The sequence below is a fragment of the Flavobacterium sp. Leaf82 genome (assembly GCF_001422725.1).
In the GTDB taxonomy this organism is placed as follows: Bacteria; Bacteroidota; Bacteroidia; order Flavobacteriales; family Flavobacteriaceae; genus Flavobacterium.
Genome location: NZ_LMMA01000034.1, coordinates 33,275 through 49,483, shown reverse-complemented (window position 1 = coordinate 49,483; position 16,209 = coordinate 33,275). Strand labels below are relative to the sequence as shown.

General features: G+C 33.6%; 13 protein-coding genes. 6 read left to right on the top strand and 7 right to left on the bottom strand.

Annotation, left to right across the window (positions count from 1 at the left end; all coding sequences use genetic code 11):
* Window position 1: 1 nt before the first annotated feature.
* The gene (locus tag ASF10_RS19885; protein WP_056253169.1) at window positions 2-544 is read right to left on the bottom strand and encodes a DUF1697 domain-containing protein; all 543 of its coding nucleotides are present in this window, start codon (window positions 542-544) and stop codon (window positions 2-4) included.
* A gap of 32 nt (window positions 545-576) precedes the next feature.
* The gene (locus ASF10_RS19880) at window positions 577-990 is read right to left on the bottom strand and encodes a lipoprotein (RefSeq protein WP_056253165.1); all 414 of its coding nucleotides are present in this window, start codon (window positions 988-990) and stop codon (window positions 577-579) included.
* 271 nt (window positions 991-1,261) lie between these two features.
* On the opposite strand from ASF10_RS19880, the gene recG reads away from it, so the two are divergent.
* The gene (recG, locus tag ASF10_RS19875; RefSeq protein WP_056253163.1) at window positions 1,262-3,370 is read left to right on the top strand and encodes an ATP-dependent DNA helicase RecG; all 2,109 of its coding nucleotides are present in this window, start codon (window positions 1,262-1,264) and stop codon (window positions 3,368-3,370) included.
* Between the two features lie 206 nt (window positions 3,371-3,576).
* Here recG and ASF10_RS19870 read toward each other — a convergent pair whose 3' ends face one another.
* The 3 genes from ASF10_RS19870 to ASF10_RS19860 form a co-directional block, all read right to left on the bottom strand.
* Window positions 3,577-4,179, bottom strand: coding sequence for a PAS domain-containing protein (locus ASF10_RS19870; RefSeq protein WP_056253160.1), 603 nt, complete (start codon window positions 4,177-4,179; stop codon window positions 3,577-3,579).
* A gap of 92 nt (window positions 4,180-4,271) precedes the next feature.
* Window positions 4,272-5,132, bottom strand: coding sequence for a hypothetical protein (locus tag ASF10_RS19865; protein ID WP_056253157.1), 861 nt, complete (start codon window positions 5,130-5,132; stop codon window positions 4,272-4,274).
* A 28-nt stretch (window positions 5,133-5,160) separates the two neighbouring features.
* Window positions 5,161-5,757: an AhpC/TSA family protein gene (locus tag ASF10_RS19860; protein WP_056253154.1), complete on the bottom strand. Its 597-nt coding sequence runs from the start codon at window positions 5,755-5,757 to the stop codon at window positions 5,161-5,163.
* 560 nt (window positions 5,758-6,317) lie between these two features.
* Between ASF10_RS19860 and ASF10_RS19855 the strand changes: the two genes are divergently transcribed.
* From ASF10_RS19855 to ASF10_RS19835, 5 genes are all read left to right on the top strand, one after another.
* The gene (locus tag ASF10_RS19855; protein ID WP_056253152.1) at window positions 6,318-7,376 is read left to right on the top strand and encodes an efflux RND transporter periplasmic adaptor subunit; all 1,059 of its coding nucleotides are present in this window, start codon (window positions 6,318-6,320) and stop codon (window positions 7,374-7,376) included.
* Between the two features lie 100 nt (window positions 7,377-7,476).
* Window positions 7,477-10,572 (top strand): efflux RND transporter permease subunit, encoded by a 3,096-nt coding sequence (locus tag ASF10_RS19850; protein WP_056253150.1) that lies wholly within the window; start codon window positions 7,477-7,479, stop codon window positions 10,570-10,572.
* Between the two features lie 76 nt (window positions 10,573-10,648).
* Window positions 10,649-11,959 carry a TolC family protein gene (locus ASF10_RS19845; protein ID WP_056253147.1) on the top strand — a complete coding sequence of 437 codons (1,311 nt, stop codon included), beginning with the start codon at window positions 10,649-10,651 and terminating at the stop codon, window positions 11,957-11,959.
* 26 nt (window positions 11,960-11,985) lie between these two features.
* On the top strand, window positions 11,986-12,849 hold the full coding sequence (locus tag ASF10_RS19840; RefSeq protein ID WP_056253144.1) for a bestrophin family protein: 864 nt from the start codon (window positions 11,986-11,988) through the stop codon (window positions 12,847-12,849).
* Between the two features lie 72 nt (window positions 12,850-12,921).
* Window positions 12,922-13,845 carry an AraC family transcriptional regulator gene (locus ASF10_RS19835; RefSeq protein ID WP_056253142.1) on the top strand — a complete coding sequence of 308 codons (924 nt, stop codon included), beginning with the start codon at window positions 12,922-12,924 and terminating at the stop codon, window positions 13,843-13,845.
* A gap of 272 nt (window positions 13,846-14,117) precedes the next feature.
* Here ASF10_RS19835 and ASF10_RS19830 read toward each other — a convergent pair whose 3' ends face one another.
* Window positions 14,118-14,492 carry a DUF779 domain-containing protein gene (locus tag ASF10_RS19830; protein ID WP_056253139.1) on the bottom strand — a complete coding sequence of 125 codons (375 nt, stop codon included), beginning with the start codon at window positions 14,490-14,492 and terminating at the stop codon, window positions 14,118-14,120.
* Window positions 14,493-14,568: 76 nt separating this feature from the next.
* Window positions 14,569-16,074, bottom strand: coding sequence for an aldehyde dehydrogenase family protein (locus ASF10_RS19825; protein ID WP_056253771.1), 1,506 nt, complete (start codon window positions 16,072-16,074; stop codon window positions 14,569-14,571).
* Window positions 16,075-16,209: the final 135 nt, after the last annotated feature.

Genomic DNA, 16,209 nt, shown 5'->3' with positions numbered 1-16,209 from the left:
ATTATTCAGCATACATATTCAATAAATTTGTAACGGTATTCCAGTTTCTAATTGTTGCCGTAACATTTAGTTTTTTCTCAATGTATTTTTGATCAAACCTTGTTTTTCCTGCACCAACGGCATATTTAATAAAAATTCTGTTTCCGTCGATACTTGCTTCGTCCGGTTTGAACTGACTGATTTTCAAGTCGTTTATATTCTCACTTTTTAAAGCAACTGACACAAAAGCTACATAAAGTTTTTTGGTATCGACTTCTTTTTCTTTAAGAAATGGATTGTTTTTAAAACACAATTCCAAGTCTTCTTTAGCAATAACAATCGTAGGAACTTCATGTCCAAAAACCTTGAAAATTTCCTGTTTGATCATAAAACCAACTTTCGACGCACTTTCTTCGTCAGAATCTACAAAAACATTTCCGGATTGCAGATACGTTCTCACATTCTGAAAACCAATATTTTCTAACATAGCTTTCAAAGCTTCCATTTTCATCATATTGTGACCAGAAACATTGATGCCGCGTAAAAGTGCTAAGTGAGTTGCCATTTATTAGTATTTTTTTAGCAAACTTACGTTTTTTATTTTGCTTTTTTGTATTTCCCATAACGATCACACATGCCAGCATTATCATTTAAATGTCCGTTTTTATCCAAAGTAAAACTTTCTGTCAAACCTCCGGTACAACTGGATATTAAAAAATTTTCTTCTTTGTAAGTCAATACAAAAACGGTTGAATTTTCATTGGTTTTTATCTCAAAAGTTCCTGACAAAGTTGTAATCTTATTATCGTAATTTCTTGTCTTGGTAAAAGTATTATCTTTATTAAACTGATACGAAAATTGTGTTGACGACGGATCATTCGCATACGGAGCTTCAGCAAATTGATTCCATTTTCCGTAATAATCAGAAACTACAACAACATCGTCAGCATCATTATTTGAACAAGAAGCAAGCGCAAGAGCAAACACCAATAAAAGTACAATTTTCTTCATTTTTTAAGGTTTAAAAGTTATTAGTATAAAGATGCTCATTTATTAGAATAGTTGCGTATCAGATTATTAAATTAACGGTAAGTTAATATTAAAAATTTTAAAACCTTCGCCTAAAGTAATAAAAGCATAATAAAACAATACACTTTCAAATTTCCTAATTAAAATCTATCTTCGCTTTTCTAAAAAAATAAAAGAGTAATAAATTAAAGAAAATAGACTCAAGATGCTCTATTCTCTTTTTTTATAGTCTAAGATTAACTGTCTAAATAAAATGTCTAACTATCTTCTTGAAACCCCAATTGAATACTTAAAAGGCGTTGGTCCCAATCGTGGACAATTGCTTCGTAAGGAGCTGGGCATTCATAAATATATAGATTTAGTTAATTTTTTTCCCAATAGATATATTGACAGAACTCGATATTATAAGATCAATGAGCTTCAAAATACGGGTACAGAAGTTCAGATTATTGGAAAAATCATCAATATAAAAACCGTTGAGTTTGCTAAAAACAAGAAACGTCTCGTTGCTGTTTTTGTAGATGATACAGGACAAATTGATCTGAACTGGTTTCAGGGACATAAATGGATCAGAGAGAGTATAAAACTGAATGTACCTTGTGTTATTTTTGGAAAATGTTCCGTTTACGGAAGTCAGTTTAGTATGGCACATCCGGAAATTGAATTGCTGAGCGATCACGAAAAAAGTCTTCGATCAGCGATGCAGCCCGTTTATCCTTCAACAGAAACCTTAGCAAACAGAGGAATTTCTAACCGCACCATTAATAAAATGATGGAGCAATTGTTTATTGAAACGCAAGCGCTGTTTACAGAAACTTTTCCGCCATATTTGATCGAGGAATTAAAACTAATTTCAAAAAGAGCCGCTTTATTCAACATACATTTTCCTAAAAGTACTGATGCTTTGGCGAAAGCCCAATTTCGATTGAAATTTGAAGAATTATTCTTTATTCAATTGCAATTGATTACTAAAAACCTGATCAGGAAACATAAAATAAAAGGACATCCATTTACAAAAGTGGGTGAATATTTTAATAATTTTTATCAAAATCATTTGCCGTTTGATCTTACGAATGCGCAAAAACGAGTGGTAAAAGAAATTCGTGCAGACATGGGCAGTAATGCTCAAATGAACAGGTTGTTGCAGGGAGATGTGGGTTCCGGAAAAACTATTGTTGCTTTTTTGAGCATGCTTCTGGCTTTAGACAATGGTTTTCAGGCGTGTTTGATGGCGCCAACAGAAATTCTGGCAAATCAGCATTTTATTGGATTATCAGAGTTGGCTGAGACATTAAATATCAACATAAAAATATTAACCGGTTCTACTAAAATTGCAGCCCGAAGAATTATTCACGAAGAACTCGAAAACGGAAGTCTGCATATTCTAATTGGGACTCATGCCTTACTAGAAGACAAGGTAAAATTCCAAAATTTGGGTTTAGCAGTAATTGATGAACAGCATCGTTTTGGTGTAGAACAGCGCTCTAAATTGTGGAAGAAAAACGAAATTCCGCCACACGTTTTAGTGATGACCGCCACTCCTATTCCGCGAACTTTAGCGATGAGTTTGTACGGTGATTTAGATATTTCTGTAATTGACGAATTGCCTCCGGGTCGAAAACCCATCCAAACCGTTCACAGATTTGACAGCAATCGTTTGAAAGTATGGAAGTTCTTAAAGGATGAAATCGCTTTGGGCAGACAAATTTATATTGTTTATCCTTTAATTCAGGAATCCGAAAAAATGGATTTCAAAGATTTAATGGATGGTTACGAAAGTATATCACGCGATTTTCCGTTACCGCAATATTCGATTTCTATCTTACACGGAAAAATGAAACCTGCTGATAAAGACGCCGAAATGAAACGTTTCTCTGAAGGTAAAACCAATATTATGGTGGCAACAACCGTAATCGAAGTTGGTGTAAATGTACCAAATGCGAGTGTTATGATTATCGAAAGTGCAGAACGTTTTGGACTATCGCAGTTGCACCAATTGCGTGGTCGCGTAGGTCGTGGAGCTGAACAGAGTTATTGCATTTTAATGACCAGCCATAAATTAAGTTCTGACAGTAAAACCAGAATGGAAACAATGGTTCAGACTAATGACGGTTTCGAAATTGCCGAAGTCGACCTGAAACTTCGTGGTCCCGGAGACTTAATGGGGACGCAACAAAGTGGTGTTTTAAACCTTCAAATTGCAGATATTGTTCGCGATAGGGATATTTTAAGTCTGGCACGAAATTATGCCATGAAAATCTTAAAAGAAGACGGACCATTACAAAAACCGGAACATGCCGTACTAAAAGCGGTTTTTATAGAATTAACAAAAAAGAAAAATATTTGGAATTATATTAGTTAAGGTACTAAGGTTCTGAGTTACTAAGATTCTGAGTTTATAAAAACTTAGATCCTTAGAACCTTAGTAACTTAGCAACTTAAGAAAAAAAAACTTCACTGCATTAAAAAAAATCAATATCTATGTTCTAAGGTGATTTAGATTTGTTGGGGGACAAATTTTTAAGATTGAAATAGTTTATACAATGAAGCTATTTTATTTGACAGTTTTTACTTTTTAGGTGGCGCTTTCTTATCGAATAAACCGCTAAAAAGTCCTTTGCTTATTTTATTTTTATCATCTTTTCCTGTAGCAATCAAGTGATCGATATATTCCATATAGGTCTTTTTGCGTTCTTCCAGAAAACCAATTAAATAATCTTCTGAGGCTCCAAGACCGCTTACTTCCTCGATATGAAGCAGTTTTTTATACAAAGGTTCTATAAACTTGACGATGATTTCTTCAGGAACAGATTTTCTGGTACCAAAATAACCGGCAATTTCTCCATCGCCATCTGCAATAATTTTAAAATCGGTTACAACCCAATAATACCTTCCGGTTTTCGACATGTTTTTTATAACCACATGAATATTTTCACTGGACTTAATACTGTCCCACAAAAATTTAAAAATCACTTTTGGCATATCAGGATGGCGTACCACATTATGAGGCTGTCCAATTAGTTCATGCTCATCATATCCTGAAACGTCAATAAAAGCTTCATTTGCGTATAAAATTGTTCCTTTAATATCTGTTTTACTTAATAATACTTTAGTTTTATTCCAATCAACCTCTCTGTCTGATGGCGTTGGGCGATTAATTCTGGTATCCATAAATTTTGTATTTTAAATTAATATGCAATTGTAATTGCGTACAATTGTGGCTTATAAAGTATTATTTTAATTAAGCTCTTTTCTCTCTAAGATTAACTCTGACCTCTGGTATTAGTCGATTTAACGTGAATATCATTGACAAGATCATCGATTTTTTTGGCACTTTCTCTCATCATTTCCAGGTAACTCAACAGTTTATCATTATCTGTATGTCCTTTTGAAACATCAATAAGTTTAAGAACTGAGTTTACAGGCAATTTTAAATCCAGAGTTGTTCTGTGTATAAAGTCATTATAATCTTTTGTAGCGCTCATTGAACTGTATTTTGCCGATGCCAGTTTGATGTTTTCCAACTCATATTCATCAGAAATTTTAGAAATATGTTTTTGGCTGTGTTCTTTAAAATAATATGCCCAATAACCATTCATAAAGAAAACAACTGCTGCTAAAACAACATGGATAATCAGGGTTTCCAAATCAAAATTTACCTGAGAAAAATACAACTGTAATCCTTTTGGATCAGTGTAAATAAAGTTTTGCATATAGGCTAAAGCTGCGTGATGCAGGACTACCAAAAGCGTAAGCGGAATTTGAAGTTTCCAGTTTTGATAAATAATTAAAATGGTACTGGCAATAAAAACCGTAAAATGCATCTCAAATAAACCGTGCATCTGGTAGATATATTGTGCCATAAAAATCGCCAGAACGACTGATAAAACGTATTGATAAAAATTAGAATTTTTAATAAAAAATTTTGCAGAATAATACAATAGAACATTCAAAGTCCCTACTCCAACCCCAATTTCAAATGTGTCGTATTTAAAAGATAAGGCAATCCCGAGAAGGAAATAAACTGCAAGAACATAATTAATAATCGTATCTGATTTTTGTGTCATGGTAGACATAAAATTGTGCAGATAATCTTGTTCGTTCAAACTGGCTTTTGTTTTCATAAATTAAATGATTAGGTTAGGAATAGATTTATTTAGTGCATTTTGGCAATGAGCATCCATAAGCTCTAAGAGCTAAAGCATCAAACGAAGGGGACTTGGTTTGTTTTAATAGAGAATCGATTGCTATTTGCGCATAATTACTGTCTGCGTTTGTGCAATATCTTGTTTTATTATAATTTCCGCGGTAGTACAAACTTCTTGAACCATCGATAATAACTGCCTGAGGTGTTGAGAATACCCCACAACTTTTTGCAATCCCGTTATCAAAATATACCGGAATTTTAGCATCAAATTTTTTCTGGATTTCTTCTATCGAAAAATCTTTTTCTTTATTCAGTACAACGATTTTAAAATTAATTCTATCGCCATACTTTTTAATCAGTCCGCTTACATGAGGAATATTGAAACGGGAACAAGGACAATCCGGATTAAAAAAATGAATAAAAATAGGTCTGCTGTCAGTAATACAGCATTTTAAATCAATTTTACTTCCCATGGCTATCTCATGGTAATTTTTGGGGATTGGTGTGGGTAAACTGTATTTAAATTCGTTTTTCCAGAATAAAGCAGAAATAGCAACACACAATAATAACATCCATAAGCCAACAAGTAGTTTTCTTAGCATAAAAAGATAGTTTTTGATTTAGAACAGAAAATGTTTAAACGATTGTTAAATGATTTATTCCAGTATTTAATAACTTTAACTTAAAAACAAATAAAAAACCTACACATTTTATCGCTTAACCACCAAAAACATTACTATTCTCACAAAAAACGGATCATTTTGTTTAAGCTTATCAATGTTACGAATAAAATCGATAAAGTGCAAAAAAAATAAGTCAAAATGCAAACTTTTTTTTAAATACTAAATAACTTACGTAAAATGCAATTTAAAAAACATATTTATAGGTATATATTTACTAAAAATGATTTTAATACAAACTTTTAACATCACACAATAAATAATCGCAGTTAATTTAAAATAATTAAGATTTGATTTAAACCTTTTTTCGGAACTAAAGTCTAATTACAAAAAGCTGGCTTATTTTACTGTTAAAAGACGTTTAAAATTAATATTATCCAAGTGTTAAATAAAACCTAACATCTTTAGTTTTCGTTTCAAAAAGTTAATTTTGTGAGCTTACAAAAAACACATTACCAAAAAAAAAATATTACCTCAATTTTATGAAAGTAAAAAACCTTATTTATGCCTTACTGATTATTTGTGTCGGAGGATTTATAACCTACAGAATAGTTTCTAACAAAAAGAAAAACGAAGATTCTAAAAAATTCGGAGACAAAGACAAACCAACATCAGTAACAGGAATTGTAGTTAAAACTGCTACTTTTGATAATAACTTATCGTTATCAGGATCTATTGAAGCAAATGAACAAGTAGAAATTCACAGTGAGGTTTCAGGAATTGTTGAAGGAATCTATTTCAACGAGGGAAGTTACGTAAATAAAGGTCAGGTACTTTTTAAGGTAAATGATATTGAATTAAGGGCACAACTAAGACAAGCCCAAACAAAAGAAAGCCTGACTGCAGAAAACCAAAGAAGAGCTAAATTGCTACTTCAAAAAGAAGCGATTAGTCAGGAAGAATTTGATGTTGCAAATGCAGACCACGCATCTGCTCAGGCACAAAGCCAGTTAATTAAGGCTCAAATTGCCAAAACATCTGTAAAAGCTCCTTTTTCAGGAAAAATTGGTTTGCGTTCTATTTCTCCCGGAACTTATATTACACCAACAATTTTGGTGGCAAAACTGGTTAACACAGGCAAATTAAAAATTACATTTTCTATTCCTGAAAAATATGCTGCACAAGTAAAAACCGGTTCTGTAATAGATTTCAATGTTTCAGGATCTGATAAAACTTATACTGCAAAAATATACGCCATAGAACCAGAAGTGGCCGTAGCAACACGTACATTACAAATTCGCGCAATTGCAGATAATCACGACGGAAAATTATTTCCGGGAACTTTTGCTGATGTAAAATTACCTCTAAATATTATCAAAGATGCTATCGTAGTTCCTACAGAAGCGATTGTACCGATACAAGATGGTAAAAAAGTATACATTGCCAATATGGGCAAAGCCAAAGAAATAAAAGTAGATGCGACAACAAGAACTGACGCTTCAATTTTGATTTTATCAGGATTAAAAGCTGGTGATACTTTGATAACAAGTGGCGTTATGTCCTTAAAAGATGAGTCTCCGATAAAAGTTACAGTTAAATAGTCCTAAAGTTGAAAGTCTTTAAGCCAAAAGTTATAAGTCTTTAACATAGATATTAGAAATCAACAATCTAAAATCAACAATCTAAAATCTAAAATCTCACATGAGTTTATCAACTACAAGTATAAGAAGACCTGTTTTAACCATTGTACTGAATCTTTTGATTATTTTATTCGGTTTCATTGGTTATACATTTTTGGGTGTTCGAGAATTTCCATCAATTGATCCGGCGCAGGTTTCTATCAGAACCAATTATACGGGAGCCAATTCTGACATTATTGAATCGCAAATTACGGAACCTCTTGAAAAAGCCGTAAATGCCATTGACGGAATTCGAAATATAACTTCATCAAGTAATCAGGGAAGCAGCAATATCACAATCGAATTTAATTTAGATAAAAACTTAGAAGAAGCAGCAAATGATGTTCGTGACAAAGTTTCGCAGGCTGTTAGAAGTTTACCGCAGGATATCGATGCACCGCCGGTAGTTTCTAAGGCAGATGCAGATAGTGAATCTATTATTTCGATGACGGTTCAGAGCGACAGCAGAAGTTCATTGGAATTAAGCGATTATGCCGAAAATGTTATTTCGCAACGTTTAGAAACGATTCCGGGAGTAAGTGGTGTTCAGATCTGGGGACAAAAACGTTACGCGATGCGTTTATGGATTGATCCTGTAAAATTAAATGCCTATAACTGTACGGTTTCTGATGTTAGAGATGCCTTAAATGCACAAAACGTAGAATTACCATCCGGAAAATTAACCGGAAACAATACTGAATTGACTGTAAAGACAATTGGAAATCTTTCTAAACCGGAAGAATTTAATAATATCATTATTCGAACAGACGGAGATAAAATTGTTCGTTTGAGCGATGTTGGCGGTGCTGAATTAGGTCCTGAAAACATCGAAACTTCGTTAACTTCGTCAGGACTTCCAATGATTGGACTGGCAATCGTACCAATGCCCGGTGCTAATTATCTGGATATTTCAAAAGAGTTTTACAAAAAATACGACGCTTTAAAGAAAGATCTTCCCAAGGATATTAAACTGAATATTGCGCTTGATAATACGTTATTCGTAAAGAAATCAGTTCTAGAAGTTGCTGAAACTTTAGGAATTTCGATTATTTTGGTAATCATCATTATTTATTTGTTTTTTAGAGACTGGGCAATTGCGTTCAGACCTTTAATAGATATTCCGGTTTCGTTAATTGCTACGTTTTTTATCATGTGGCTTTTTGGTTTTTCGATCAATGTATTAACCTTATTAGCAATTGTTCTGGCAACTGGTCTGGTTGTAGATGATGGAATTGTAGTTACAGAAAATATCTTTAAAAAAGTCGAAGAAGGAATGTCGCCAATTGAGGCAGCAATTAAAGGTTCTAACGAAATTTTCTATGCTGTAATTTCGATTTCGGTAACATTGGCTGCGGTATTTTTACCTGTAATTTTCTTAGAAGGTTTCGTTGGTCGACTCTTTCGGGAATTTGGAGTCGTTATTGGTGCTGCGGTATTAATTTCTGCCTTTGTTTCCCTGACTTTAACGCCAATGCTTAATGCCTATTTAATGAAAGGCGGAGAACAAAAGAAATCAAAATTCTACATTAAAACCGAACCTTTTTTCGAAAAATTAAATAGTGGATATGCAGCTTCATTAGGTCGTTTTATGGATAAAAAATGGATCTCATTCCCTATTCTTATTGCCTGTTTTGGATTGATATATTTATTTTTTACGATACTTCCCAAAGAAACTGCTCCTTATGATGACCGTAGTTCTGTAACGATGCGTATGACAACTCCTGAAGGTTCATCTTATGAATATACCAATCGTTTTATGCAGGAAATGTCAAAACTGGTTGATGATTCTATTTCAGAGAAAAAAGTAAGTTTAGTAATTACTGCCGGAGGTTCCGGAGGTTCTGCGACCAATTCAGGTTTTATCAGGCTTTCGTTAAAAGAACCGGATGAAAGAATAACGTCTCAAAAAGATATTGCTGATAAATTAACCAAGTGGACTAAAAAATACCCAAATGCTAAAACATCTGTAATTCAGCAGCCTACAATTTCTGTAAACAGACGTGGAGGTTTGCCAATTCAGTATATTATTCAGGCGCCGACTTTTGAAAAACTAAGAGAAAAAATTCCGGTTTTCATGAATGAAGTGGGTAAAAGTGATGTTTTCTCGACTACAGATGTGAATTTAAAATTTAATAAACCTGAAATCAACGTAAGTATTGATCGTGCAAAAGCAGAGAGTTTAGGAATATCGATTATGGATATCGCACAAACTTTGCAGCTTTCCTTAAGCGGACAACGTTTTGGTTATTTTATTAAAAACGGAAAACAATATCAGGTAATTGGTCAGTTTGATCAAAAAGACCGTTCAAAACCATTGGATTTAACTTCTATGTTTGTGAGAAACAAATTAGGTCAGTTGATCCAGATGGATAACGTGGTAAAAGTAGAAGAACAAAGTAATCCGCCGCAATTGTACCACAACAACCGATATATGTCTGCTACTGTTTCTGCAGGTTTAGCTCCGGGCAAAAGTATCAGTGATGGTATTGAAGAAATGGACAGAATTAAAACTAAAGTTCTGGATCAGAGTTTTACAACGGATTTAAGTGGAGAATCGCGAGATTTCGTAGAAAGTAGCTCTAATACTTCTTTCGCCTTTGGATTAGCATTATTGCTTATATTCCTGATTCTTGCCGCTCAGTTTGAGAGTTTTATAGATCCGCTTATTATCATTTTAACAGTGCCAATGGCAGTTGCAGGAGCTTTATTTTCGTTATGGTTATTCAATCAGACCTGGAATATTTTTAGCCAGATTGGTACCGTAATGCTTATTGGTCTGGTAACAAAAAATGGTATTTTGATTGTAGAATTTGCGAATCAGTTACGAGAACAGGGAAAACCAAAATTAGAAGCTATTCTTGAAGCATCAGAGGCACGTTTACGTCCTATTTTGATGACCAGTTTAGCCATTGCATTAGGTGCATTGCCAATTGCGATGTCACTTGGAGCAGCGTCGACAAGTAGAATCGGGATGGGAGTTGTAATCGTGGGAGGAACTATTTTCTCTCTTGCATTAACACTTTTTGTAATTCCTGCTATTTATTTAATGTGGTCTAAAGCCAGGAAACATTATCCGGAATTTGATCATATCGAAGAATATGAAAGAGACAGTAAATAATTGATATTAAATTTGAAATAATATAGAAGCTGCGAATTTCGTTTTAAACCTTAATTCGCAGCTAACAATTCATCACATGAAAACTAAAACAACATTAGTAAGTATCGTTTTATTTTTGTTCTGTATCGCAAAAAGCAGCGCACAAGAAGTTTTAACGATTGAAGATGCTATGAAAATAGCATTAGAAAATAATTTTGAAATTAAGATTGCCAAAAACAATACTAAAATCAGCGAAACCAATGTAACTGTAGGAAATGCAGGAATGCTGCCAGTAGCAACTGCATCAGTTACAGATAATAACAGCGTTACTAATTCATCCCAGACACGTCAGGACGGAACATCAACATCATTAAACAATGCTAAAAACAACAGTTTGACTTATGGTGTAAGTTTAGGCTGGACAGTTTTTGACGGTATGAGAATGTTTGCGAGATTGGATCAGCTGAAAGAATTGCAAAAACTAGGCGATGCAGAACTTAAAAGAACCATTTTAGTCAAAATTGGTCAGGTAAATTCTGCTTATTATGATCTGGTACAACAACAACAGCAATTATCTGCATTAGATACTACAATCGTAATCTCGAAACAACGTTTAACCCTTGCCCAAAATCGTTTTTCTATAGGAAAAGCATCCAAATTAGAGGTTTTAAATGCTCAGGTAGATTTAAACTCTGATCAGGTGGCTTTATTAAGACAGAAAGAATCGTATGCAAATGCTAAAATCTTACTGAACCAGTATTTAGCCCGCGATCCTAAAATTAATTTTACCGTTACAAATCAGGTTACTGTTGATAATAAATTGGTTTTGATTGATTTAATGGATTTGGCAAAAAAGCAAAATCCAGCTTTAGAGTCGCAAATAATAAACAAACGAATTGCCGAATTACAACTCAAACAAGTCAAAGCAAATCGATATCCTGTAGTAAACTTAACTTCCGGATATAATTTTTCAGAAACTCAGTCCAGTTTAGGATTTACAAGCGAAGCATCGTCAAAAGGTTTTAATTATGGTTTTAATGCATCGCTAAACATATTCGATGGTTTTAATCAGCATAGAAATGAAAAGGTAGCAAAACTGCAAATTGAGAATACACAAATTGCAATCGAACAGCAAAATATGATTTTAGATACACAATTGAGTACGGCTTTTCAAACGTATTTAACCAATCTTGAATTAATTGACCTGGAAGAAGATAACGAAGCTATCGCTAAGCAAAACCTGGATATTACGCTCGATAAATTCAGAATTGGAACCATAACTACTATTGATTTCAGAACAGCGCAGTTAAATTATGTCAATGCAAAAGTACGCTACAGCAATGCACAATACGAAGCTAAATTATCTGAAATTGCCTTAAAAGAATTAGCAGGAAATATTAATTTTTAAAGTAAATTTGTTTCAAAACAAACTTAATGATCTCATATAATACCAAAGATTGGTTTACTTTTATTTTCCATTTTCATAAATCAGATACCGTTAGAAAGTTGCTTCCGGTTATGATTGCCATCGGAGTTTACTCTGCTTTAGTTGGTTATCTCGAAGTTGAATATTTCAAGATTGGAAAAAATGATTATATCCACAATATTCCAATCATGCACGGAATGCTTGGTTTTGTAATTTCGTTATTGCTTGTTTTTCGAACCAATACTGCTTATGATCGCTGGTGGGAAGGTCGCAAATTATGGGGAAGTCTGGTTAATAATAGTCGAAATCTGGCTATTAAACTTTCTGCCATGCTTAAGGATGAAAGTGATCGGAAATTCTTTAGAAAATTTATTCCTACTTATGCGTCTATCCTCCAAAAACATCTTCATGATTCTGAAACCAGCAAACAGCTTTTTGAAGATGTAGATTTAGAAATTGACCATCATAAACACAAACCCAATCAGGTAAAAAGAATGATGTTTCATAAAATTAATGATTTGTATGAAGCTAAAAAAATAACCGGAGATCAACTGATTATTTTAAACGAAGAGTTACAATCTTTTACAGATATATGCGGAGCTTGCGAGAGAATAAAAAACACGCCTATTCCCTACTCGTACAGCGCTTTTATCAAAAAATTTATTTTCTTCTATATCATGACATTGCCTTTTGGCTACTCGATTAGCCTGGGATATTTTGTAGCACCGGTTGTTGTTTTTATTTTTTATGTACTGGCGAGTCTTGAGCTTATTGCAGAAGAAATTGAAGATCCGTTTGGTGATGATGAAAATGATTTACCAACAAAAAAAATCTCCGAAAACATTAAAAAACATGTTGAAGAATTGATTTAATAAAACGTTAAATATCAGCTTGCTATTTCTTTTTTGATTAAATTTAAAGACTATACTTAAAATTTAATCGCAATGAATAATCAACGTGCTTTAATCCATCCTCCTCAATTATCGAATGAAAAATCATTAAAAACACTGGTCGAGAACAGGACGGTTTACACGCTTAATCATTGTGAATTAAATCTTTTTGAAACCTATGAATCTACAAAACTTGTTCCGCTAAAATTCAATGATTTTGTGGTAACCAGTATGTTGAGAGGCAAAAAAGTAATGCATCTTTTTGATGAACCCGGATTTGATTATTTGCCCGGAGAAACAGTTGTTATTCCGTCAAATGTAGAAATGAAGATCGATTTTCCGGAAGCATCACGAAAAAATCCAACGCAATGCCTTGCTTTAGCAATCGATAAATCTAAAATAAACGATACCTTAAATTTTCTAAACGAACGTTATCCTAAAGAAGGTATTGATGCGTATTGGCAATTAAATTACCAAAATTATTTCTTCTATAATAATGTAGATCTTGCCACAACGGTCAATAAACTTATTAAGGAATGTATGAGCACATCTATCACAAAAGATGCTCTTGCAGATTTGACTTTACAGGAATTGTTAATCAGAATCATCCAGACACAGACTGTAAAATCTATAGACGATGGAATTGCAATTCAAAGCAATAATCCAATTTTTGAAGTAACAGAATTCATCAAACTCAATTTAAAAGAAAATATAACCATGAAAAGCCTGAGCGAAAAAGCATGCATGAGCTCAGCGTCTTTTTATCGTTTCTTTAAAAGAGAACTAGGCATGAGTCCGATTGAATATGTTTTGAATGAAAAAATAAAACATGCGAAAAAATTACTTAGAAATCCCGGAATTCAGATTAATGAAGTTTGTTATTTATCCGGTTTTGAAGATGCCAATTATTTTACAAGATTATTCAAAAAACACGAAGGAATTACACCTAAGCAATATCAGTTATTGTATATTAACTAAAGGAGGTTCAAAGATTTAGAGGTGCAAAGGGACAAAGGTTTTTTATGATGTTTTTTCAAAACATTTATTTTATAACGTTTATTTGACAACGTTTAATTCAAAACGTTTATTTCACATCATTTAATTCACAACGTTTAATTCACAACGTTTATCGTAGAGACGCACAGCAGTGCGTCTACGTTCCAATTTTCTATATCATATGTTAGACGCACTGCTGTGCGTCTCTACAGAAAACCTTTGTCGCTTTGCACCTCAGAACCTTTGAACCTTTTTCACTCAATATAATTAACCGGTTCTAAATCCTTTTCCTCTTCTTCTGTAAAAATTCTATATTCTATTTGAAACGTTTTTTTTAATGGGGTTTCTAATGAAAAACCGCCAACTCCAAAAGCATCAATTACTTTTAGTGTAAAATGGGCATGTTTCCAGTATTCGAATAAATCCTTGTCAACCCAGAATTCTGTATCTTCAATTGTGCCAATACAAACATCTCCCATTCGTTGGTAATAACCTCCTTTTTCAAAACATTGTGGCTGCGTTCCCTCACAACAACCTCCGGCTTGATAAAACATAAGATCACCGTGTTTTTCTTTTAGAATTTTTATTAATTCAATAGCTTCATCTGTGGCATCAAGTCTCTTTATCATGGTATTGTTTTTAAATTAAATTTACAAAAAAAAGGTAAGTCAAAAACTTACCTTTTCGAACCAACATAATAACTAATTAAAAGAAACCAAGTTTCTTTTTATCGTAAGAAATCAGCATATTTTTTGTCTGACGGTATTGTCCCAGCATCATTTTGTGATTTTCACGACCAATTCCGGATTGTTTATAACCTCCAAAAGGAGCTCCGGCAGGATATGAATGGTATTGATTTATCCAGACACGACCGGATTGGATAGCTCTTGGAACCTGATAAATTTCATGTGCATCACGTGTCCATACGCCCGCACCCAAACCATACATCGTATCATTGGCAATTTCGATAGCTTCTTCGGTAGTTTTAAAAGTTGTAACGGCAAGAACAGGACCGAAAATTTCTTCCTGAAAAATTCTCATTTTGTTATGTCCTTTAAACAAAGTTGGCTTAATATAATATCCTCCTTCAAGATCTCCGCCCAGTTTATTTTCATCTCCTCCGGTCAGCAACTCTGCTCCTTCTTCTTTACCCAGCTTTATATAAGACATGATTTTTTCTTTTTGCACTAATGATGTTTGTGCTCCAATCATTGTCGATTTATCTAATGGGTTTCCTGCAATAATCGCTTCGGTTCTTTCGATTACTTTTGCAATAAACTTCTCGTAAATATCTTCATGAATTAATAATCGTGACGGACAAGTACAGATTTCACCTTGGTTTAAGGCAAATAAAACGGCACCTTCAATCGCTTTATCAAAGAAATCATCATCATGATCTGCTACAGACGGGAAAAAAATATTGGGAGATTTACCACCAAGTTCAAGTGTAACCGGAATAATATTTTCTGTTGCATATTGCATCACAAGACGTCCTGTAGTTGTAGAACCTGTAAATGCCGCTTTTGCTACTTTTTTATTTGTTACTAACGGGCGACCCAATTCTGCACCAAAACCATTTACAATATTCAGAACTCCCGGAGGAAGAATATCGCCTATTAATTCCATTAGAACCAAAATAGAAATTGGCGTACTTTCTGCCGGTTTCAAAACAATTGTATTTCCTGCTGCAAGTGCCGGAGCAATTTTCCAGACTGCCATTAAAATTGGGAAATTCCACGGAATAATCTGAGCAACAACTCCTAAAGGTTCGCTTAAAGCAATAGAAACAGTCTGAGAATCCAGTTCTGCAATCGAACTTTCTTCGGCACGAATTACGCCTGCAAAATACCTGAAATGGTCAATTGCCAACGGAATATCTGCTGCGAGGGTTTCGCGAATTGGTTTTCCGTTATCGATGGTTTCTACTGTCGCAATATATTCAAGGTTGTCTTCTATTTTTTGTGCAATCTTATTGAGCAAAATACTTCTTTCTGTAACTGATGTTTTTCCCCAGGTTTTGAATGCTTCATAAGCTGCGTCTACAGCCAGTTCCAGATCTTCTTTTCCGGAGTGTGCTGCTTTTGTAAACACTTTTCCGTCAATTGGAGAAATAACATCAAAATATTCTCCTTTTACCGGTGCTGTAAATTTTCCGTTGATGTAATTATCATATTTCGCCTTAAATTCAGGTCTTTGCGCTATAGTACTCATAATAATATTTTTTTGATTCATTTCAAATTTACCTTCATAAATTGAAACAGAATAGCACTTTTCATTCATGTAATAGCACAAAAATTACATATTCATTTTTATAACTTAGTTTTAATATTTAATTAATAAAATATT